Annotated in this window: 17 protein-coding genes, 1 tRNA gene and 1 pseudogene; 8 read left to right on the top strand and 11 right to left on the bottom strand. The window is 69.1% G+C overall.

The annotated features are described in order from the left end of the window. Nucleotides 1-13 precede the first annotated feature (13 nt). The 3 genes and pseudogenes from ABZ420_RS24735 to ABZ420_RS24745 form a co-directional block, all read left to right on the top strand. Nucleotides 14-439: a Fur family transcriptional regulator gene (locus tag ABZ420_RS24735; protein WP_357127016.1), complete on the top strand. Its 426-nt coding sequence runs from the start codon at nucleotides 14-16 to the stop codon at nucleotides 437-439. 63 nt (nucleotides 440-502) lie between these two features. After that, entirely contained in the window at nucleotides 503-1,975 is a 1,473-nt protein-coding gene (locus ABZ420_RS24740) for a catalase (RefSeq protein WP_357127019.1), read from the top strand. Between the two features lie 68 nt (nucleotides 1,976-2,043). Next, nucleotides 2,044-2,150: pseudogene (locus tag ABZ420_RS24745) on the top strand (class A beta-lactamase); the annotation flags it as partial. Between the two features lie 78 nt (nucleotides 2,151-2,228). Here the strand turns inward: ABZ420_RS24745 and ABZ420_RS24750 are convergent. Both ABZ420_RS24750 and ABZ420_RS24755 read right to left on the bottom strand, forming a co-directional pair. Continuing rightward, entirely contained in the window at nucleotides 2,229-2,624 is a 396-nt protein-coding gene (locus tag ABZ420_RS24750) for a VOC family protein (RefSeq protein WP_357127022.1), read from the bottom strand. Nucleotides 2,625-2,905: 281 nt separating this feature from the next. Then, nucleotides 2,906-3,043 carry a hypothetical protein gene (locus tag ABZ420_RS24755; RefSeq protein ID WP_157114101.1) on the bottom strand — a complete coding sequence of 46 codons (138 nt, stop codon included), beginning with the start codon at nucleotides 3,041-3,043 and terminating at the stop codon, nucleotides 2,906-2,908. Nucleotides 3,044-3,462: 419 nt separating this feature from the next. On the opposite strand from ABZ420_RS24755, the gene ABZ420_RS24760 reads away from it, so the two are divergent. Together ABZ420_RS24760 and ABZ420_RS24765 are read left to right on the top strand one after the other, a co-directional pair. Continuing rightward, nucleotides 3,463-4,689, top strand: a complete 1,227-nt coding sequence (locus ABZ420_RS24760; protein WP_357127025.1) for a cytochrome P450 — start codon at nucleotides 3,463-3,465, stop codon at nucleotides 4,687-4,689. Between the two features lie 146 nt (nucleotides 4,690-4,835). Beyond that, complete coding sequence (locus tag ABZ420_RS24765; protein WP_357127028.1) at nucleotides 4,836-5,426, top strand: helix-turn-helix domain-containing protein; 591 nt, start codon at nucleotides 4,836-4,838, stop codon at nucleotides 5,424-5,426. A gap of 66 nt (nucleotides 5,427-5,492) precedes the next feature. Here the strand turns inward: ABZ420_RS24765 and ABZ420_RS24770 are convergent, their stop codons facing one another. From ABZ420_RS24770 to ABZ420_RS24785, 4 genes are all read right to left on the bottom strand, one after another. Then, nucleotides 5,493-6,722 (bottom strand): FAD-dependent monooxygenase, encoded by a 1,230-nt coding sequence (locus ABZ420_RS24770; RefSeq protein ID WP_357127031.1) that lies wholly within the window; start codon nucleotides 6,720-6,722, stop codon nucleotides 5,493-5,495. Between the two features lie 161 nt (nucleotides 6,723-6,883). Beyond that, nucleotides 6,884-8,611, bottom strand: a complete 1,728-nt coding sequence (gene atzF / locus ABZ420_RS24775) for an allophanate hydrolase (RefSeq protein ID WP_357127034.1) — start codon at nucleotides 8,609-8,611, stop codon at nucleotides 6,884-6,886. Further along, entirely contained in the window at nucleotides 8,612-12,220 is a 3,609-nt protein-coding gene (gene uca / locus ABZ420_RS24780) for an urea carboxylase (RefSeq protein WP_357127037.1), read from the bottom strand. Nucleotides 12,221-12,232: 12 nt separating this feature from the next. After that, nucleotides 12,233-12,940 (bottom strand): GntR family transcriptional regulator, encoded by a 708-nt coding sequence (locus ABZ420_RS24785; protein WP_357127040.1) that lies wholly within the window; start codon nucleotides 12,938-12,940, stop codon nucleotides 12,233-12,235. 204 nt (nucleotides 12,941-13,144) lie between these two features. On the opposite strand from ABZ420_RS24785, the gene ABZ420_RS24790 reads away from it, so the two are divergent. Then, nucleotides 13,145-13,603 (top strand): hypothetical protein, encoded by a 459-nt coding sequence (locus tag ABZ420_RS24790; protein WP_357127042.1) that lies wholly within the window; start codon nucleotides 13,145-13,147, stop codon nucleotides 13,601-13,603. Between the two features lie 41 nt (nucleotides 13,604-13,644). On the opposite strand, the gene ABZ420_RS24795 is transcribed toward ABZ420_RS24790, so the two are convergent. The 4 genes from ABZ420_RS24795 to ABZ420_RS24810 all read right to left on the bottom strand — a co-directional run bounded on the left by ABZ420_RS24795 (nucleotide 13,645) and on the right by ABZ420_RS24810 (nucleotide 17,420). Beyond that, nucleotides 13,645-14,367, bottom strand: coding sequence for an SDR family NAD(P)-dependent oxidoreductase (locus ABZ420_RS24795; protein WP_357127045.1), 723 nt, complete (start codon nucleotides 14,365-14,367; stop codon nucleotides 13,645-13,647). Between the two features lie 289 nt (nucleotides 14,368-14,656). Further along, a tRNA-Pro gene (locus tag ABZ420_RS24800) sits at nucleotides 14,657-14,730 on the bottom strand. 60 nt (nucleotides 14,731-14,790) lie between these two features. Then, a complete protein-coding gene (locus tag ABZ420_RS24805; protein WP_357127048.1) occupies nucleotides 14,791-15,804 on the bottom strand; it encodes a hypothetical protein in 1,014 nt (337 codons plus the stop codon). Nucleotides 15,805-16,457: 653 nt separating this feature from the next. Next, nucleotides 16,458-17,420: a metallophosphoesterase gene (locus ABZ420_RS24810; protein WP_357127051.1), complete on the bottom strand. Its 963-nt coding sequence runs from the start codon at nucleotides 17,418-17,420 to the stop codon at nucleotides 16,458-16,460. Between the two features lie 133 nt (nucleotides 17,421-17,553). Here ABZ420_RS24810 and ABZ420_RS24815 point away from each other — a divergent pair, with 133 nt between their 5' ends. Next, a complete protein-coding gene (locus ABZ420_RS24815) occupies nucleotides 17,554-18,018 on the top strand; it encodes a GatB/YqeY domain-containing protein (protein ID WP_040864453.1) in 465 nt (154 codons plus the stop codon). Between the two features lie 54 nt (nucleotides 18,019-18,072). Here the strand turns inward: ABZ420_RS24815 and ABZ420_RS24820 are convergent, their stop codons facing one another. Then, nucleotides 18,073-20,442 carry a transglycosylase domain-containing protein gene (locus ABZ420_RS24820; RefSeq protein WP_357127054.1) on the bottom strand — a complete coding sequence of 790 codons (2,370 nt, stop codon included), beginning with the start codon at nucleotides 20,440-20,442 and terminating at the stop codon, nucleotides 18,073-18,075. Between the two features lie 367 nt (nucleotides 20,443-20,809). On the opposite strand from ABZ420_RS24820, the gene ABZ420_RS24825 reads away from it, so the two are divergent. Continuing rightward, nucleotides 20,810-21,133 (top strand): WhiB family transcriptional regulator, encoded by a 324-nt coding sequence (locus ABZ420_RS24825; RefSeq protein ID WP_014981178.1) that lies wholly within the window; start codon nucleotides 20,810-20,812, stop codon nucleotides 21,131-21,133. Nucleotides 21,134-21,176 lie beyond the last annotated feature (43 nt).

Consider the following 21,176-nt stretch of genomic DNA (forward strand, 5'->3'; position numbering starts at 1 on the left):
CCAGAATCGAAGCATGCACACCAACAGCGCCGATCCACGCGAGTGGCTGCGAGCAGCGGGTTTGCGGGTCACCGCCCCGCGGATCGCGGTGCTGGACGCGGTTGCCGCGCGGCCGCATTCGGATGCCGACACAGTGGCCGCCACCGTGCGGGACGCGCTGGGCTCGGTGTCCACGCAGGCTGTCTACGACGTCTTGCACGCTTGCGTGCGCGCCGGGATCCTGCGGCGGATCGAGCCCGCGGGCTCGTCCGCGCGCTACGAGACCCGGATCGGTGACAACCACCACCATCTGGTGTGCCGAAGCTGCGGTGCGGTCGCGGATGTCGACTGCGCCGTGGGCGAAGCCCCATGTCTGGACCCTTCGGACGCTCACGGATTCGTGGTCGATGAAGCCGAGGTCGTCTTCTGGGGGCTGTGCCCGACCTGCCGTTCCGAGTAGCGGTCCGCACCTTGCCACCCCGGGTAGCACTCCCGGGACGACGTCCACCAGCCGAGGAGTCCTATGACGAAGCCGACCACCACGAACACCGGTATTCCGGTAGAGAGCGACGACGAATCGCTCACCGCGGGCGCACAAGGCCCGATCCTGCTGCACGACCACTACCTCATCGAGAAGCTCGCCCAGTTCAACCGGGAACGGGTGCCGGAACGCATCGTGCACGCCAAAGGCGCGGGCGCTTACGGCGAACTGGTCGTGACCAACGACGTCAGCAGGTACACCAAGGCGAAACTGTTCCAGCCCGGCGCGCGCACGGAGTCGCTGGCGCGATTCTCCACCGTGGCCGGTGAGCAGGGCAGCCCGGACACCTGGCGTGACCCGCGCGGATTCGCGGTGAAGTTCTACACCGCGGACGGCAACTACGACCTCGTCGGCAACAACACGCCCATCTTCTTCATCAAGGACCCGATCAAGTTCCCCGACTTCATCCGGTCACAGAAGCGCCTGCCCGGCAACGGTCTTCGCGATCACAACATGCAGTGGGATTTCTGGACCCTGCGCCCGGAGAGCGCGCACCAGGTGACCTGGCTGATGGGCGATCGCGGCATCCCGAAGTCCTACCGGCACATGAACGGCTACGGATCGCACACCTATCAGTGGATCAATGCCGCGGGCGAGCGCTTCTGGGTCAAGTACCACTTCAAGACCGACCAGGGCATCGAATACCTGACCCAGGCCGACGCCGACCGGATCGCGGGCGAGGACGCCGATTACCACCGCAAGGACCTGTGGGAGGCGATCGAGCGCGGCGACTTCCCGAGCTGGACAGTGTACGTGCAGGTCATGCCGGGCGCGGAGGCGGAAGGCTACCGGTTCAACCCGTTCGACCTGACCAAGGTGTGGTCGCACAAGGACTACCCCTTGCTCGAAGTCGGCAAGTGGACGCTGAACCGCAACCCGCGCAACTACTTCGTCGATATCGAGCAGGCCGCGTTCGAGCCGTCGAATGTGGTTCCCGGCATCGGCTTCTCGCCGGACAAGATGCTGCTCGGCCGCGTCTTCGCCTACGCGGACGCGCACCGCTACCGCATCGGCACGAACTACGCGCAGTTGCCGCCGAACCAGGCCAGGGCGGCGGAGGTGAACTCCTACTCCAAGGAGGGCGCCATGCGGTACCACTACAACGAGCCGAATGTGCCGGTGTACGCGCCGAATTCGTTCGGTGGCCCGCACGCCGCCCCGGAGCGGGCGGCCGACGGCGGCATCTGGGACTTCGACCCGGCCATCGTGCGGACGGGCTACCTCCGGCACGCCGAGGACGGTGACTTCACCCAGGCGGGCACCCTGGTCCGCGAGGTGCTCGACGACGCGCAACGCGAGCGGCTGGTGCGCAACATCGTCGGCCACGTGCTCGGCGGTGTGCGGGAACCGGTGCTCGGCCGGGTTTTCGAGTACTGGAAGAACGTGGACGCCGACCTCGGCAAGCGGGTCGAGGAGGGCGTGCGCGCCGGGCTCGACGACAGCTCGCAGGGCTGAGCGCCCGCATCGAAGGCAGGTGTGCGTCATCGGCGCGCGCCTGCCTTCGGCGTGTCCGGACGATCCTGTTCGCCCGGTAGGTGCAGGCGATCCGGCGAGCAGGCTCGACCGCTGGGAAACGGAACTCGACACCGCGATCCCCGGTGACGAGCGGGACGCCACCACGCCCGCCGCGCCGACGGCGGACTACCGCGCTTCGGCGCTGGGCGACGCGCTCGACCTACCGGCGATCGCTACACCGAGCCGATCGGTGTCACTCGTCGCGCGTGTCCGTCGCCAAGGCGGACTCGGACGCCTTGGCGATCTCCATGTCGATCTCCTGGATCTGGAGCGTCACGCCGTCCGGATCGACGACCCGCAAGCTGCGGCCGAAGTCCTCGTCATGGATCTCGTAGTCGTAGCCTCGTTCGCGCAGCCGATTCGCGACCACTTCCAGCTTCTCGTCGGTCGCGAAGCCGAGCTCGACCGATCCGGCCGGACGCCCCTTGGACACCCTGAAGTCGTGCAACCCGACCGCGCCCGCGTCGCCCGAAAGTTGCGCCCAGACATCGAGACTCCCCTCCGGGTCGAGCGCCAGCCCGAGGCCGGCATAGAACTCCCGGCACGCTTCCACGTCCGCGACGTACCTGATGGGTAGGACAGTAAGCATCTTCACTCCTTTTCTCGGAACAGTCCGGACCGAGTTTGGAGCGCCATCGTGCGCCGCGGCCCTTCCTGCCACGGCATACGCCGGGATCGGACACGCGACACGGATGGTATGACGGATTCCGTCACCGCGGATCGCCCGGCCGCCGCTGGTCCATCGGCCAGTCTCGGTGCCGGTGCGGTGAAAGGCGGCGTCCGAGTCGATCGGCGTCGGCAAGCCTTCCAGCAAGATTTACGACGACCTGTAGTGGACCTGGCCGGGTTCGGGCGGCCAGGTTCGTACACCTACAGCAGGCCCCACCAGTACAGCAGGCTGGCCAGAATCCAGACCACCACGGTTTCCATCGTCGCTCCCAATCGTTCGGCGCACTCGTCACCATCATCCCGCGATCCGGCTCCGCGCGGTAGGAGCTTGCCGGGCACCGCTTGATAAAGGTGCACTCACCTGCGGTTTCGATCTTGCAAGGTGTTCTTAAGTGCGTGCCAAGCGCCGGCCTGCATTGTTTGTCTCGCGGGAGGAACAAGCCCAGCACCGAAGGTGCGAACCGGGGAACGACCTGTCTCGAGGGGTGACAGGCCGGACCTCGGGGGTGGTGTCCGCCGGGCCGGTCTACGAGGGGTGGCCGGCCCGGCGGACGCGGACGCGGAGCGGACGCTCGCACCGGCTCTTCCTGGAGCTGACCGGCAACGACACGGTGGTTGCCGCTGCCGAAGGTAACCGATGAGTGCCCCGGCGCGGAGTCCGCAGCGGAAGGGTGCGGCTGGGCTGGTCGCGAGGGTGATCGGCCCACCTTCTGAAACCTGTTCTAGACAGATTCGTAGTTCTGTCTTACGGTCGATACATGGTGAACGTTGCGTATCGGTCGGCTCCGGTGTTCGAACTCCGTTCCGGCCCCACTTGGGCATCGCCTTGGGAGATGTACGGGGCGCTGCGTGAGCACGATCCGGTACAGCACGTCGTACCGGCGGCGCGCCCGGAGAACGACTACTGGGTGCTCACCCGGCACGAGCACGTGTACGCGGCGGCACGCGACAGCGAAACGTATTCCTCTCGCGACGGGCTGACGGTGGAATACGGCGAACTCGACGAACTCGGCCTGACCGACAACCCCCCGCTGGTGATGCAGGACCCGCCGCAGCACACCGACTTCCGCAAACTGGTCGCTCGCGGGTTCACCCCGCGTCAGGTCGAGGAAGTCGAGCCGGTGGTCCGCCGGTTCGTGCGCGACCGGCTCGACCACCTCGGGGCACAGGGCGGCGGTGACATCGTCGAGCAGCTGTTCAAGCCGCTGCCGAGCATGGTGGTGGCGTACTACCTCGGGGTGCCCGAACAGGACCGGGCGAGGTTCGACGGGTGGACCGACGCCGTCGTCGCGGGCAGCATCGACCGGACGAACACCAAGGCGCAGGCGGCGTCGGCGGAGATGATGGGTTACTTCGCCGGGCTGATCGAACGCAGGCGCTCCGATCCCGGCGACGACACGGTGTCACTGCTGGTCCAAGCGGGAATGGCGGCCGACGACACGGACGTGCGCGGGCTGATCCAAATCCTCGCCTACGCCTGGACCATGGTCGCGGGCGGCAACGACACCACCACGGGCCTGCTCGGCGGCGCCGTGCAACTGCTGCAACAGCACCCGGGCCAGCGCGCCGCACTCGCCGCGGAGCCGGACCGGATTCGCGTCGCGATCGAGGAGTTCGCCCGGCTCACCTCACCGGTGCAAGGGTTGGCGCGAACCGCGACGCGCGATGTCGAACTGGCCGGGAAAACGGTGCCGGCGGGGCGGAAGGTGCTGCTGGTGTACGGGTCCGCCAACCGCGACGAGCGCGCGTTCGGCGCGGACGCCGCCGAACTGGACATCGACCGGAACCCGCAGCGCATCCTCACCTTCGGGCACGGGCCGCACCACTGTCTCGGTGCGGCGGCGGCGCGGATGCAGGCCAGGGTCGCGCTCGAGGAGTTGCTCGATCGGTTCCCCGAGTACGTGGTCGACATCGACGCGGTCGAGTACGCGAGCGGTCCGTACGTTCGCAGGCCGACTACTGTGCCGTTCCGGTGCAGGGGCTGAGCGGCGATGGCGCGAGCCGGACCGCGCACGTCCGCCCGCGCCGCAGCCGGTGAATCCGGCGTCGGCGGGCCGGAGAACTCGGTGCGGCGGTCCGCACCGCTGTCGGAGTGGCGCCGCGGTGCGGTGAAGTAGGAGAGGACACGGCAATGAGTGGCGATTGGCTGGCCGACGGCCGCACCGAGCTGGCCGGTGAGCGCATTCTCGACGCGGTGCGCGCGCTGTTCATCGACAAGGGTGTCAGCGGGGTCGGCATGGCCGAAGTCGCCGACGCCGCAGGCTGTTCCAGAGCGACGCTGTATCGCTACTTCGAGAATCGGCAGGCGCTGTATGTGGCCTTCGCGGGGCGGGAGGCGCGGCAGTTGATCGAGCGAGTCTGGCGCGACCGCGCGGTGCCCGCGAGCGCGGAGCCGGGGGAGCAGTTGCTCGACACGTTGACCGCGCTGCTCGCCGAGGTACGGAAAACGCCGCATCTGGCGGTCTGGTTCGAACCGTCGAACGCGGGCATCGTTGCCCAGCTGGCGAATTCGGCGGGCGTGGTGGACGCGCTGGCCACGGACTTCGTCGCCGGATTCCGCCCCGGGCTGCCCGCGATCGCCGCCGAGCGCCTCGGTCGGTGGGTGGTGCGTGCGATGGTGTCGTTGCTGACGCTGCCCGGTGCGGGTGAAGACGAGGAACGGGCGATGCTGCGCGACTTCGTGCTGCCGTTCCTGCTCGACGACCGGACGGTGATCGCCTGATCCGGCACGTCGTCGACCGGAGCCGCGCGGGACTCCGGTCGAAGCGCGACCCCGCCGCGCGTCGGCTCAGACCGTCGCGGCCGAGTAGTCGGGCAGGTCGTAGCTCTCGGTCTTGCTCAACATCCGCATCATCACCGGGCGCATCGCCTTCGACATCATCAGCTTGCTGAGGGCGTGGCCCGCGCGGATGCCGAAACGGGACTTGGGCGTCATGGCGTTCAGGCCGCCCGGCTGCAACTGCTGGGCCGTCTTCACGAAGGGACGCAGCACTTCTTCGTAGCGGGCCAGGCCCCGGCCGGGGTTGTCGGCGTGCGCGGCCAGCTCACCGGCGAGGACGTACGCGCCCACCAGCGCCATCGCGGTTCCCTGGCCGGTGAGCGGTGAACCGCAGTAACCCGCGTCGCCGAGCAGGACCACCCGGCCCTCGACCCAGCTCGGCATGTCGATCCGGGCCAGCTCGTCGAAGTAGAAGTCCGGCGCCTCGGACACGGCCGCCGCGACGCGAGCCGATTCCCAGCCGCCGCCGGCCAGGCGGTCGCGGATGAACTGCTGCTGTGCGGCGACATCCCGGCGCAGCGCGGGATCGGCGGCCGAGCGGATCACGACGAGCGCCTTGCAGGTGGCCGGGTCGGCGTCGGGACGCATGCCCAGCCCGGTGGCGCCCACCAGCGAATGCATCGTGAACCAGTGCGGCTCCAGGTCTTCCGGGCGCGCCAGCGTGAAGAACGACATGTATCCGCCCAGGTACGTCGCGAACTGTTCCTCGGGGCCGAAGACCATCCGGCGGGTGGCGGAGTGCAGCCCGTCCGCGCCGATCACGATGTCGAACCGCTCGGCCGCGCCGGAGGCGAACGTGACGTCGACGCCCGCGTCGTCCTGCCGGATCTCGGTGATCCACTCGCCGTACCGGTAGTCGACGCCGCCCTCCGCGGCGAGCAGGTCGAGCAGCACCTGGTTGAGATCCCCTCGGGTGATCTCGATTTCGGCGACCGCGCCCTTGCCGTCGAAGAGTTCGGCGGACATGCGGAGGATCTCGCGGCCCGCGTCGTCGACGTACTTCATGCCCCGCTCGTCGAGCTGGTAGTCGCGGATGCCCGGCATCATGCCCATCCGCTCGGCCACCTCGCGACTGGGCCCGCGCAGGTCGACGGCCTGTCCGCCGGGCCGCGGCGCCGTGGCGCGCTCCACGACGGTGGCCCGGATGCCGGACCGGAGCAGTTGCAGCGCGACGGCGTTGCCGCCGATGCCGCCGCCTGCGACGAGCACGCGGAGCTGGCTTACGGATTTGGCGTTCATTACTTTCCTCGACTCCCACTGGATTGACCAAATGTCTTAGACATATGTCTAACACAGACTGGCACAACTGTCTAGCACAAATGTCTAATCAGGTGGGCAGCGCAATGGCCCATGGCGGCGAGGAGCCCTCGCGGCCATGGGCCATCGGTGAAAAGCGCGACCTAGGAACCACGTTGGAGGTAGGTGCGCCAGCTCGCGAGATGGGTGATGTCGGTAGCGGCGCTCGCGGCATCGTAGGTGCAGGTGAAACCGACGACCTCGCGGCCGTCGGCGAGTTCGATGCTGGTCAGGGCCATGGGAGCGGGAAGCTCGGCGAGGAACGCACCCAATCCGGCGGCGGAGACGCGGAACAGTTCTCCCTCGATCGGGGCGCCGCGGCCCGGTCCGTGCCGCACCAGTCCCGGCTTGGGCGGCGTGGTGTCGAGAGCGGTCAGCCGGTAGGCGTCGGTGGTCCGGATCTCGCCGAGAAAGCGGGCGCCGAGTTGCTCGAGCTGGAAGTGCAGCGGCTGCCCACGCAGGTGTGCTCCGAAGACGGCGAGGTCGACACCGCGATCGACCAGCAGCGGCGAGCTCTCCGAACCGAGCAGGCGGGCGGCGAGGTCGACGGCCACCTGATCGGCGAAGGCGGGGGTGACCAGCATGACTCCGAACGGCGCGCCGTCGGCGGTGGACGCGCCTGGGACGGCGACGGCGGCCATGTCCAGCAGGTTGCAGAAATTGGTGTAAGTGCCCATCCGCCGGTTGATTCGAATCGGATCGGCTCGCACCGCTGCGATGCTGGGATGTTCGGTGGTCGTCGGCAGCAGCAGTGCGTCGAAGCCGTGCAGCAGTCCGGCGGCCGCCGCCTTCGCGCGGGCCAGCCGCTCGAGATCGGCGGCGAACGCCGTGCCGGTCTTCTCCCGCGCCGCGCCGATGATCGCGGTGACCGTGGGGTCGGCGCCCTCGGGAGCGGTGTCCAGGAACGCGCCCACCGCGGCATGACGTTCGGCGACGAGCGCGCCGTCGTAGAGCAGAAGCGCGGCGTCTATGAGGACGGAGATGTCGATTTCCTCGGTCTTCGCGCCGATATCGGCGACACCGGCGACGGTGCGGGCGAACGCTTCCCGATACGGCTCGCCGAGCGCGGTCAGGTCCTCCGGGCGCGGCACGGCGATGCGCGGCGCGAGCGGGGCGGCCAGCCGGACGTCGGCGGGCCAGGTCCGGCTGCGCGGGTCGCGCGGCTCGGGGCCCGCCATCACCGCGGCCGCGGACACCGCCGAGTCGAGGTCGGCGGCGAAGACCGTGACGGCGTCGTAATCGGCGCAGGCCGGCACGGTCCCATGCGCCGGAATCACCCCCAAGGTCGGTTTGATGCCGACGATCCCGTGCAGTGCCGCGGGCACGCGGCCGGACCCTGCGGTGTCGGTGCCGATGCCGATGTCCGCGATGCCGAGTGCCACCGCGGCGGCGGAACCGGAACTGGACCCGCCTGCCACCAGCTCCGGATAGCGGGCGTTGCGCACCGCGCCGTACGGGCTGCGCGTCCCGACCAGCCCGGTGGCGAACTGGTCCAGGTTCGTCTTCCCCAGCACCAGCGCCCCGGCCGCGAGCAATCGCTCGATCGCCGCCGCGGTCACCTCCGGCAGGTAGGCGAACTCCGGGCAGGCCGCGGTGGTCGGCAGGCCCGCCACATCGATGTTGTCCTTCACCGCCACCAGAACTCCGGCCAGCGGCAAGGACTCTCCGGCGGCGAGCCGCCGCGCGAGGGCGGCCGCTTCGGCGGCGACCTCGGATTCCGGTCGTAGGGTGATCCACACCTCCGGCCGATCGACCTCGGCGATCCGCCGATAGGCGGCCGCGACGCGTTCGACGGGGTCGGCCGCCGTATTGCCTAGGACGCCTGCGGGCATTCAGTCGACTCCGATCACTACTAGTGGCGAGCCCGGCTCCACCTTGGCGCCGGGCGTGGTCAGCACCTTCAGCACGGTGCCCGCGCTCGGGCTGTGCACGGGTAATTCGAGTTTCATCGCCTCCAGGACGGCCACCGGCGCACCGGCCCGGACCTGCTGACCTGGTTCGACTTCCACCCGCCAGACATTGCCGATCATCGGCGCCGACACCACGGTCGCGTCGGCGGGCAGCCCGGCGAACGGGTCGTCGATCGGCGCGGCGACGGGCACGACGATGCGGCGCTCGAATTCGCCCGCCGCCAGCCAGGCGTCCTTCTCCGCCTCGAACGCGGCGGCCTGCCCGGCCTCGAACTCGGCGATGGCGTCGGCCTCGGTGCGCAACAGGCGCAGGTGGTCGGCGAGCGCGAAACTGCCCTCGCTCACCTCGGCGTCGAACCTGCCCGCCTCGGCCGCGCGCCGGTACTCGAGCAACTGCTGCGCGCCGACCGGCTCCCACACGATGCGATCGAAGAACCGGAACAGCCAGGGCGTGCCCGGTTCGAACGGCGCGGACTGCCGGTAGCTGGACCAGATCGGCACGGTGCGGCCGATCAGTTGATAGCCGCCCGGGGAAGCCATTCCGTACACGCACAGGTACTTGCCGCCGATGCCGACGGCATCCGACGGGGTCCAGGTGCGTGCCGGGTTGTATTTGGTGGTGACCAGGCGGTGCCGCGGATCCAGCGGAACCGCCAGCGGCGCACCGAGGTATACGTCCCCGAGTCCGAGCACCAGGTACTCGGCGTCGAAGACGGTGGTGCGCACATCGTCCACGCCGGCGAGCCCGTTGATACGGCGGATGAACTCGATGTTCGACGGTAGCCATGGCGCGGTGTCGCGCACACCGCTGCGGTAACGGTCGATGGCTTCGGCGATGGACGGGTCGTCGAACGACAGCGGCAACCGGATGGTGCGGCTCGGCACCACCAGGTCGGTCGTGGCAGGCAACTCGAGTTCGAGTTCGGTCAACGTGCCGAGCAGCCGATACAGCGGCAGCACCGCGGGGTCGAAGTGGATGTGCAGGGACCGGACGCCGGGCGTCACGTCGAGAATGCCGGGCAGCCGGACGCCCGCGAGGCTTTCGGCCAGCGCGTGCACCCGCATGCGCAGCCCGAGGTCGAGCACCATCTCGCCGTATTCGACCAGGACGTTGTCGTCCCCGCCGCGCAGGTACCGCACCCGCGGACGGTCCCGCGATGCCTCGAGTCCGCCGAGAACACCGCGATCACGCAGGGCCGCAGCAGCATCGGTGACCAGATCCGGCACGCGACCGCCGCCGGACGAACGCAACGCGGCCGCCTTGTCGTCGTCGACCGGCACGAACCGCACCGAGTCGCCGGGACGCAACTGTCCCATCCGCCAGCGATGCGCGGACACCACCGTCAGCGGACAGGCGAATCCGCCGAGGCTCGGGCCGTCGGGCCCGAGCAGGATCGGCGTGTCACCGGAGACGTTCAGCGCGCCCACGCTGTAGGGGTTGTCGTGCAGGTTGGACGGATGCAGCCCGGCCTCGCCGCCATCGGTGCGCGACCAGGCCGGTTTCGGGCCCTCCAAGCGGATGCCGGTGCGATTGGCGTGGCTGCCGACCCGCCACGGGTGCGTGCAGAACTGGATCATGTCGGCGTCGGTGAAGTACGCGGAGGTCTGCGGGCCGACGCCAACCGCGAGCTGCCACTCGTGGGTGAAGCCGGGCCGCTCATCCGGCGGCACCGCGGCGGGTGAGCCGAGTGCGCTCGCGTCGACCGGGGCGATGCCGAGCACGTCGCCGGTGGTTACGGCGCTACCGGTCACCCCGCCGAATCCGCCGAGGGTGAAGGTGGCCGCGCTGCCGTGATAGAGCGGCGCGTCGATGCCGCCGCGTACCGCCAGATAGGTGCGCAGGCCGGTGTCGGTGGGTGCGCCGATGTCCAGCACCGCGCCCGCGGCCACCGTGACGGGCTCCCACATGGACACCGAGCGGCCGTCCATCGTCACTGGAGCAGGCGCACCGGTCACGCACACGACGGTGGTATCGGAGAAGCGCAATCGCGGGCCCTCCAGGGTGCATTCGAGCGCGGGGGCCCCGGCCGGGTTGCCGACCGCGGTGTTGGCGAGGGTGAAGGAGAGGTCGTCCATCGGGCCGGACGGCGGAATGCCGACGTTCCACAGGCCGATCCGGCCGGGGTGGTCCTGCACCGTGGTCATGGTCCCGCTACGCAGTACGTCGATGCGGCGGCCGGCCGGGCGGATCTCGGCCAGCGTGGTGGTGGTGTGCTCGGTGCGCAGCACCCGGCCCTCGGCCGTGGCCTGGCGCAGCTGCGGCAGGTTCGTCTGCACGCCGTAGATCCGCGTGGCGGCGAGCGCGGTGCGCAGTGCGGCGAAGGCGTCCGCTCGGCTCTCGCCCGCGCTGATCACCTTCGCCAGCAACGGGTCGTAATACGGGCTGACCTCCGAACCGGTGTCGACCCACGTGTCGACCCGCACGTCGTCCGGGAAGCACGCGGCCGTGATCAAGCCCGCGCTGGGGCGGTAATCGTGGCCGGGATCTTCCGCGTAGACGCGGGCTTCCACCGCGTGACCGGTGATCGCAGGACCGCTCTCGGGCAGTTCGTCCACCATCGAGGTGTCCCCGCCGGCCAGGCGCAGCATCCACTCCACCAGATCGACGCCGGTGACCGCCTCGGTGACCGGATGTTCCACCTGCAAGCGGGTGTTCATCTCCAGGAACGACGCGGCGCCGTTGTCGGCGTCGTAGACGAATTCCACCGTCCCGGCCGAGCGGTACCCGACCGAGCGAGCGAGTTCCCGGGACGCGGCGAGCAGGCGCTCCGACAGTTGCGCGGTGAGTCCCGGCGCGGGCGCCTCCTCGATCACCTTCTGGTTGCGGCGTTGCAGCGAGCAGTCCCTGGTGCCGAGGCTGACGACGCGGCCGTGGCCGTCACCGAACAACTGCACTTCGACGTGCCTGGCTCGCGCGACGAAACGTTCCAGGAAGACGCCCGCCGAACCGAAGTTCGCCGCCGCGATGCGCTGCACGCGCTCGTAGGCCGCGCGCACCTCGTCCGGGCCGAAGCAAGCCTGCATGCCGATGCCGCCACCGCCGCCGACCGCCTTGAGCATCACGGGAAAGCCGATCCGCTCCGCCTCCGCCACCGCGTGATCGGCCGCTTCGAGCAGGTCACTGCCCGGAATTAGCGGTACGCCGACCGCACGCGCCGCCGTACGGGCGGTGTGCTTGTCGCCGAAGACGCGCAGCTGCTCGGCAGTGGGGCCGACGAACGCGATGCCCGCCTCCTCCACCACGGTGGCGAACTCCGCGTTCTCCGAGAGGAATCCGTAGCCGGGATGAATGGCCCCGGCCCCGGTCGCCAGCGCCGCGTCCACCACCAGGTCGGCGCGCAAGTAGGACTCCGCGGCCGGGCCCGGACCCAGACGCACGGCGACGTCGGCCATCTCGACGTGCGCCGCCCCGACATCCGCGTCGGAGTACACCGCGACCGTTTTCAGCCCGAGTGCCCGGGCGGTACGCATGATGCGGCAAGCGATCTCGCCGCGGTTCGCGACGAGCACCGCATCGAATTCCAGCCCCACTACCGCTCCCCGTTAATCCGTGGCCAGCGACATCGCCGCGATCGCGCGGGTGACCCGTTCGAGCACCACGTCCAGCGATTCACCGATGTGCGTGTGCAACAGCCGATACGCGAGCGGGAGATCGTCCGCCAGCACGGCGTCGAGGATGCCCAGATGCTCGGCGATGGTGGTCTCGATCCGGTTGTTGACCATGAAGTCGTACATGCGCACGTGGCGGATGCGGGAATTCACCGCTTTGAGTGCCCGCACCATCTCGGTGTTGCCCGCCGTGGTGAGCAGCGTGACGTGGAATTCCTCGTCGCGCACCACGAAACCGGGCTCCTGTTCCGGTGGGTCGGCGCGCAGCTCCAGCCAAGCGGCGCGCTCGGATTCCAGCAGCTCCCGGTCGTGCGTGACCGCGGGATTGGTCATCGCGCGCTGAAGACCGCCCAGTTCCAGGGTGATTCGCAACTCGTACAGGTCCCGGATCAGCGGGATGCTCGGCCGGACCGGGCTGAAGCCGTATTCTTCGCGTTGCAGCAGTCCGTCCGAGCACAGGACGGTCAGCGCTTCGCGGATCGGTGTGCGCGAAATGCCGAATCGCGCGGAGAGTTTCGGCTCGGTCAGACGTTCGCCGAACTTGATGTCCCCGTTCATGAGCTCGCTGCGCAGTGCCGCGTACACCACGTCGCGTAGGGATTTGCCCGCCGCGTCCGCCAGTGTCGCTATCCGTGTCGACATGGCTGTATACGCTATTGACCTCGCATGTCGATGGGGTGTCCGTAAGTTATCGCCGCGTTAGCGTCTGCTCACCGCGTCGCGCGCGGCGATGTGTCCGGACGGCCGGTCGGTGGTGGCCCGGCGAAACGAAATCTCTTCGCCGTTCGACAGACTCAGCAGAGTCATCGGGCCGGTTGTCCATCAGTGAAGCAACAAGGAGACGATATGAAGCGCAGCACAAAGATCGCCGGAGCACTCGCCGCCGTGGCGGCGGCGCCGATCCTCGCGGCCGGTAACGCCCAAGCGGATCCGGGTACGGTGTACTTCTCGGTGGGCAGCACGAACTGCGCGATCTTCGCGAACGGATCGCTCGGATGCGATCTCGCCTCTCCCATGTATATGAGCTACTACATCGGCGACACGTACGTGCCGGTGCCGGTGCCGGTGAACGAAATAGCGATCGACCAGCCTTGGCTGCCCGCGCATCCCACCTTCGACCCGGGCACGCCGTACACCCTGCCGGGTGGCAATCCCCGCATCGACGACGTGAAGACCGGCTCGGGACAGTGGGGTCCGATCATCGAGCACGCCGGAGCGTCGTGCCAGGTCGGTTTCCACGGCAGCTTCGCCTGCCAGGCGCTGGGCCGTGGGTTCAGTACCTACGGCAGCACGATCGTCGCCTGATCGTCCCGCGGCGCGCTCGCTGCGACGGGCGCGCCGCCGGGCTACCGGCCGCCGGTGCCGTTGAGCCGGATCACCTGCGCGTTCACCGTGCTCGCCGCGTCACCGGCCAGATAGGCGACCACCGCGCCCGGCTCGGCCGGCTCGAGCGCGGCGAGGGCGGTCTCGAGTTCCGCGTTGTCGGTCGTGCCGACGCCGTAGCTGACCGTGTTGACGGTGATCCGCCGCGGCACGAAGTCCGGGGCCACGGCCTGGCCGAGCTGCTCGACCGCGCCGCGCGTCGCGTCGTGCACCGCACTGCCCGGGTCGGCGGGATCGCAGACGGTGATGATCCGGCCCTCGTCGGCCAAATGCTGCAAGGCCAGTTGCAGGCCGTGGAACACGCCCTTCACCGTCGCCGCGAAAGCGCTGTCGAACGCCTCCGAGCTGAGCTTCGGGAACGGCTCGGACTCCGGTACCGCCGCGGTGTTGACCAGCACGTGCCAGCCGCCGCATTCGTCGAGCAGCGCCTGCACCAGTTCCTCGTACTCACCGCGATCGGCGATGTCCGCGGCCAGTGCCAGCGCCGAGCCGCCTGCCTCGGTGATCTCCTTCACCACGTCCGCGGCGGGCTCGGGAAAGTGCGGATGGTGCACCACGACCTGTGCACCCTGCGCGGCAAGCGTTTTCGCGATCGACCGGCCGATTCCGGTGTAGGCCGCCGTAACCAGGGCGGTCTTCCCGGACAGCGGTTTGTCCGCGGGCACGCTATCGGCGGGCTTGCTCATCTGCCGACCTTTCGTCGATTGCGGAAATAAGGCTCCAGCGATGATATTCCCGCATACCAGCGGTCCAACCTACGACGGACCTCCGACCGTCATCGTGTCGGGTTCGTCGGCAATGGCGAGCGGCCACAATGCCCGCGGGACGGGCAGCGCCCGAGTCCGGTCGCACGCAGGCGTTCGACCCTGCTTTTCGCTGCTCTCCGGTATCGGCGTCGCCACCGCTGTCCTCGATAACGAGGAAGGCCCCCGACCGTGAACCGGTCAGGGGCCTTCCCGTCGTCTCAACCACGAGTCGGGGTGACAGGATTTGAACCTGCGACCTCTTCGTCCCGAACGAAGCGCGCTACCAAGCTGCGCCACACCCCGTGAAGTGGACCTGGAGTAGCTTACAACAGGGCGGCCCGAGACGTTAAACCGGCAGGTCAGTCAGCCTGCGAGGGGCCGGATGCTGGTGAAGATGCGCTTGGCGGTGTCGGCGTCGAGGGCGTGCGGGACGCCGGTGTCGGCGGCGATCACCATGACGAAGGTCCCGTTGTCGTTGGGGAACGCCGCGGTGTACACGGAGTACGCCTTCGCGCAGCCGGGCTTGGCGTCGGTGACGGTGCCCTTGGTCTCCACGAACATACCGTGCTGGGAGCCGTCCAGCGAAGCCATCGGCATGGGCAGCGCGGGTGTGCCGCCGGGCGTCCCCGTATAGGCGAGTGTGGCGGTCTTGACGCCGAGTTCGGTGGCCGCCTTTCCCGGGTCGGAGGTCCCCGAGCCGGTGAGGAAAGCGACGGTGCGGGTCGATCCGGGGCAGTAGCCCTTGCCCTCGCTGGCCAGGCCTTTACCCGCGACGGCATTCGGGGGCTCGCCGAAGCCGCCGATGGTGCCTTGCGGCGCGATCGTCCAGTCGCCGGGCACGTCGTAGGCTGCGCCGCTGTCGGGTGCCCTGACGACCTGGTATCCGGGGATCACCGGTGTTTTGTCACCGGAGCCCCGCGCGGTCGTCGTGGGTGCCGCTTTGGCCGTGGTCCGGGTGGGCGCGTCCACCGTCGTGGTGGTGAGGGCGTTCACCATCGATGGAGCGGTGTCCCGAGCGGAATCATTGTCCGTCTTCATCGTGCTCAGGGCTACTACCCCGGCCACGAGACCGGCCACCAGCAGCACCGCCAGGCCGGCGGACAGCACGAGCTTTCCTCGGCCGCTCCCGTTCGGATGGTTCGGTGGTGGTCCTCCGAATCCGCCCTGCGGGCCGTAGCCGGGCTGATACCGCCCATCCGGCGGGGTGCCGTACTGCACCGGGCCGCCTGCGGGTTGCCACTGCGAAGCCTGGACCGGCTGACCGAACGGATCGGCGCCCGGATAGCCGAACTGGGGCGTCGCTTGGCCGCCGGGGCCCGGCGGCCGGTTGCCGAAGGGGGCGGGCTGGTCGAGTGCTCCGAGCGGCTGTCCGAGCATCGTCGGATCGTTGCGCCCGTGCACGAGATCCGGCGGGGTCTGCGGGGGCCACTGGTCGGAGGGTGTCTGCCCGAAGGGTGGGGCCGACCCGGTGGGATCGTCGCGGCCCGGGGTCCCTGGCCGTCGGCTGACCCACTCGGCGAGCACGGTCGGCTCGGCCGGTGTGGGCGGCTGCGAGCCCGAGTCGCTGTCCGACAGCCGAGATGTCGGTGGGTCGCTCTGGACGCCGGGTTGCCACGGGAGTGCCGGGGCGGGCTCTCGGTTCGGCTGCCACTGCGTGGCTGGGTCGGCCTGCCCCGGATACAGCGGTCCGTCGCCGTCACCTGTCGCGGCTCCCGGTTGCCACGGGGACATCGGGGCAGGCCCGTTCGGCTGCTCCGACGCGCCGCGCTGCCAAGGCGTGACAGGGGGGCGTGCCGGTTGCTCGTATCCGCCCGGCTGCCAGGGGGACCACTCTTGGGGGCTACCGGCTCCTGCCTCCGGTGGCCGGGCGCCGGCGTCCGCCGGAGGAAACGCGGAATGCGGTGCGCTGAAGGGCTGTCGCCGAGGATCCGGCGGCCCGGCGGGCCGCCCCATGATCGTCGGGTCGTCGCGCCGGTCGTCGAATCCACTCACAGTTGTCCCCTACCTGCCACACGTCTCGGCAGGGGACCTTAGCGGGCGACGGCCTCCGATGCCGACACTCCGTGGCCCGTGTCGGCTCCCGGTCGCTTCGGCGGCGCGGCGACCAGCGTCAACAAGGTCGCCTCGGGGCGGCAGCAGAAGCGGTACGGCGCCCACGGGGAGGTGCCGACACCCGCGGAGACGTGCAACCGGGTGTGCTCGCCCCACTTCGAGGAACCCTTCACCCGGGAGCGGTCGATTCCGCAGTTGGTGACCAGCGCGCCGTAGCCGGGCAGGCACAACTGGCCGCCGTGGGTGTGCCCGGCCAGCACCAGGTCGTACCCGTCCTCGGCGAAGCGGTCCAGCACTCGGGGCTCGGGGGAGTGGGTGAGGCCGAGCCGTAGATCGGCCAGCGGGTTCGGGGCTCCCGCGACGGTGTCGTACCGGTCGCGCTGCAGGTGCGGGTCGTCGACGCCGGCGGTGGCGATGCGGATACCGGCCACCTCGAGGTCGCGGCGCACGTGCGTCAGGTCGAGCCAGCCGCGCTCGGTGAAGGCCGCGCGCAGGTCTTTCCACGGCAGCGGAGCGCCGTAGGTGCGGCGGTGATCCTTCTTGAAGTACTTCAGCGGGTTCTTCGCCACCGGCGCGAAATAGTCGTTGCTGCCGAAAACGAAAAGCCCCGGGCGGGAGAGCAATCCGCCGAGGGCCTGGACCACCGCGGGCACCGACTTCTGGTGCGAGAGATTGTCGCCGGTGTTGATCACCAGGTCCGGCTCCAGCCGGTCCAGTTCCCGCAGCCACTGCTGCTTGAGCTTCTGCCCGGGCGTCATGTGCAGGTCACTGAGGTGGAGCATCCGCAACGACGACGACCCCGGTGCCAGCACAGGCATGGTCGCCTCCCGTAGAACGAAGGCGTTGCGTTCGACCAGCGAGGCGTAGCCGATTCCGGCCACCGCGGCCCCGGCGGCTCCCAGCGCGGTCGTACGTACAGCAGAGGTCGAGATCACGGGCATTTGCCCAGCATAGGTGACCTCGCGCAGGAGCGCCGAGTGTGTTTCCGCACAAGCGCCCCTTTTCTCGGCGAGAAATCGGGCCGCGCGGCAAATGTAGTGGGACCACCGCCCCGGAGCCGCTACCGTGAGCGGCATGTCGGAACTCAAATCGCAGCTGCGAGCGGATCTCACCGCCGCGATGAAAGCCAAGGACACGCTGCGCCTTTCCACGTTGCGGATGTTGCTGTCGGCGATCCAGACCGCCGAGGTCGCCGGCACCCAGGCGCGTGAGCTCACCGACGCCGAGGTCGTCTCCGTGCTACAGAAGGAGTCGAAGAAGCGCAGCGAATCGGCCGAGGTATACACGCAGGCCGGGCGCGGCGAATTGGCGGCGAACGAGCACGCCGAGGCGCGCATCATCGACGAGTATCTGCCGACCCAGTTGACCGACGCCGAAGTCGCCGACCTCGCCGACACCGCCATCGCACAGGTCGCCGAGGAGATCGGCGAGCGTCCCGGCATGCGCCAGATGGGGCAGGTCATGAAGATCGCCACCGGGCTCGCCGCGGGCAAGGCCGACGGCTCGCGCATTTCGGCCGCAGTGAAGGCGCGGCTGTAGGACCGCGACGAGAAAGGGGCCGCGAACCGTGTGGTTCGCGGCCCCTTTCTCCTGTCAGCGCGGGATCGGGATCGGAATCGGGATCGGTGGCAGCAGCGGCGGCAGCGGCAGTCCCGGGATGCCCGGCGGCGGGGCGGGCGGCCCGGGCGGCGGCGCGGCCCGGACGGTGCCGTCGCTGATGTACAGCGTGATCACCGAGCCGGGGATCGCCGACCCGTTCGGCGCGGTGCCCATCACGGTGCCCTTGGGGCGATCGCCTGCCCCGGTCACCGGCGACACCTGGAAGCCGGCGGCCACCAGCGCCGCGGTGGCCTCGCCCTGGGTCTTGCCGACGACATCGGGCACCTGCGCGTTGTTCGCGCCGCGCACGTACTTGTCGTCCAGCGGGGGCAACCCGGGCGGCGGGAACAGCGGTATCACCGGTTTGATCGCGTTGAACCAGGTGCGAGCGGGCTCGTTACCGCCGAACAGGTTGCCGTCGCCGCAGTTGCGCAGCGGGAACGAGCAGATCTCGCCGGGGGTGGGGCTGTCGCCGTACGCGTAGACCGCGGCCGCCAGCGCGTTCGTGAAGCCGAGGAAGGCCGAGGAGCGGTGGCTCTCGGTCGTACCGGTCTTGCCCGACATCGGGAAATTCCAACCCACCGACTGGGCCGCGGCCGCCGCCGTGCCCGAGATGTCGTCTTTGCTCATCGCGTTGGCCAAAGTATTGGCCAGGCCGGGCTCGACCACCTGCTCGCAGGCCTGCTGGGTCAGCGGCACCTGCTTGCCCTCGCGGTCGATGACCTCCTTGATCGGGTTCGGCGGGCACCACCGGCCGCCGGAACCCAGCGTCGCGGCCACGTTGGACAGCTCGAGTGGGTTGATCGCGACCGGGCCGAGGGTGAACGAGCCGAGGTTCTGGTCCTTGATCATGTCCGCCAGACTCTGGTTGCCGTGGCCGGAGGTGCCCGCTTCGGTGAACGAGCGCATGCCGAGCCGGACGGCCATGTCGACGGTGGGGGTGACCCCAACGGCCTGGATCAACTTCACGAACGCGGTGTTCGGCGAGGTGGCCAGGGCCTCGGTCACCGACATGGGCGACTTGTACCGGCCCGCGTTCTCCACGCAGTAGGTGGCGGCCGGGCACCCGCGGGCGCCACCGTTACCCATGCCCTTGGCCTCGAACCGCCCTGGTACCTCGAGCTGGGCATCGATGCCGAGGCCCTTCTCCATGGCCGCGGCGGTGGTGAAGATCTTGAAGATGGAGCCCGCGCCGTCGCCGACCATGGAGTACGGCTGCGGCTGCACGGTCTCGTTGGCGTCCCGGTTCAGGCCGTAGGTGCGGCTGCTGGCCATCGCGAGCACCGGATGCGTGTCATGCCCCGGCGCGACCACGGACATGACCTCCGCGATGTTGTCCAAATTCGGGTTCGCCGCGTCGGTCACCGCTCGTTTCACCGAGTCCTGCACGGCGGGATCGAGGGTGGTCCTGATCAGATATCCTCCCTTCTCGATCTGTTCGCGGCTGATGCCTGCGTTGGCCAGGTACTGCAGCGCGTAGTCGCAGAAGAAGCCGCGGTCGTTGGCCGCGATGCAGCCGCGCGGCAGGCCCTTGGGCTCCGGCAGCACGCCCAGCGGCTTGGTCTTCGCCTCGCGGAACTCCTCTGCGCGGCTGGGAATGTTCTGGATCATCGTGTCCAGCACCGTGTTGCGCCTGGCCAGCACGCCGTCCGGGTTGGTGTAGGGGTTCAGCTTGGACGAGCTCTGCACCATGCCCGCCAGCATCGCGGCCTGTGAGACGTTCAGATCGGCCGCGTCGACGCCGAAGTAGGTCTTCGCGGCGTCCTGGATGCCGTAGGACGAGTTACCGAACGGGACGAGGTTGAGGTACCTGGTGAGGATCTCGTCCTTGGTCAGCTCCCGGTCGAGCGTGAGCGCCATCCGGATCTCCCGGATCTTGCGGGCCGGAGTGGTCTCGATGGCGGCGCGCCGCTCGGCGTCGGTCTTGGCCACCACCAGTAGCTGGAAGTTCTTCACGTACTGCTGGTCCAGCGTCGAGGCGCCCTGCTGGACCTCGCCGCTGGCGCTGTTGGTGAGGAACGCGCGCAGCGTGCCCTGCCAGTCGACGCCCTCGTGGTCGGCGAAGCGACGGTCCTCGATGGACACGATCGCCAGTTTCATGTCGTTGGAGATCCGGTCGCTGGGGACCTCGAATCTGCGCTGCTCGTACAGCCAGGCGATCGGATTTCCCGCCGCGTCGACCATGGTCGAGACCGCGGGCGCCGTGCCCTCGACCAGCTCCGAGGAGACGTTGTCGACGGCGTCGGCGGCACGGTTGGAGACGAACCCGAAGCCGCCGGCGAGCGGGAACAACAACCCGGCGACGAGCACGGAGGCCAGCACGCAACTGCCGGCCAGCCGCGCGAGCGTATGTGTGATCGGCACGAAACAAGACTACGGGTTGCGGTTCGAGCCTTCTTGGCGGCATTTGTCCGGGGGTCGTAACTGGTTGTTCGCGAACCGGAATGGGCGTGTCGCGCGATCGGGGGCGGCGTGTCGCATGAGGGCGCGTACGCAATCTGCCTGCCCGTCCAGTGCGCGCCCCGCTTTGCAGGGACGGACGTACCAAAAAATCTCGAGGTGGTCTTGCGCAAGCGCCATACCTTTACCTAGATTGAGAACCCAGTGTGATAGAGCTAACACTCAAAGTGGAATGTGGTGCACTTCGCAGCGGGGTTTGGGTGCTGCGCGGTGGCAACGCGATTCTGGAGCGCCGTTGACCCGGTGTTCGGACTGCAAAGGGGCACACCAAATGCACATGACAACCCCCATCGCTCGATTGGACGTGGAGCAGGCCGAAGCAAGGATCGCCTGGGTAGCCCAGGCCCGATGCAAGGAAGTGGATCCCGATCAGTTGTTCGTCCGCGGCGCGGCGCAGCGCAAAGCGGCGACGATCTGCAGGCACTGTCCCGTGCTCATGCAGTGTGGCGCCGACGCGCTGGACAACCGCGTCGAGTTCGGTGTGTGGGGCGGCATGACGGAACGGCAGCGTCGCGCCCTGTTGAAGCAGCATCCGGAAGTGACCTCGTGGGCCGATTTCTTCCAGGCCCAGCGCCAGCATCAAGTGGCGATGTAATCCGGCCACATCGAAACGGAGCCCGCGCGAGCGGGCTCAGTTT

The sequence above is a fragment of the Nocardia sp. NPDC005745 genome (genome assembly GCF_040630775.1).
Classification (GTDB): Bacteria; Actinomycetota; Actinomycetes; order Mycobacteriales; family Mycobacteriaceae; genus Nocardia.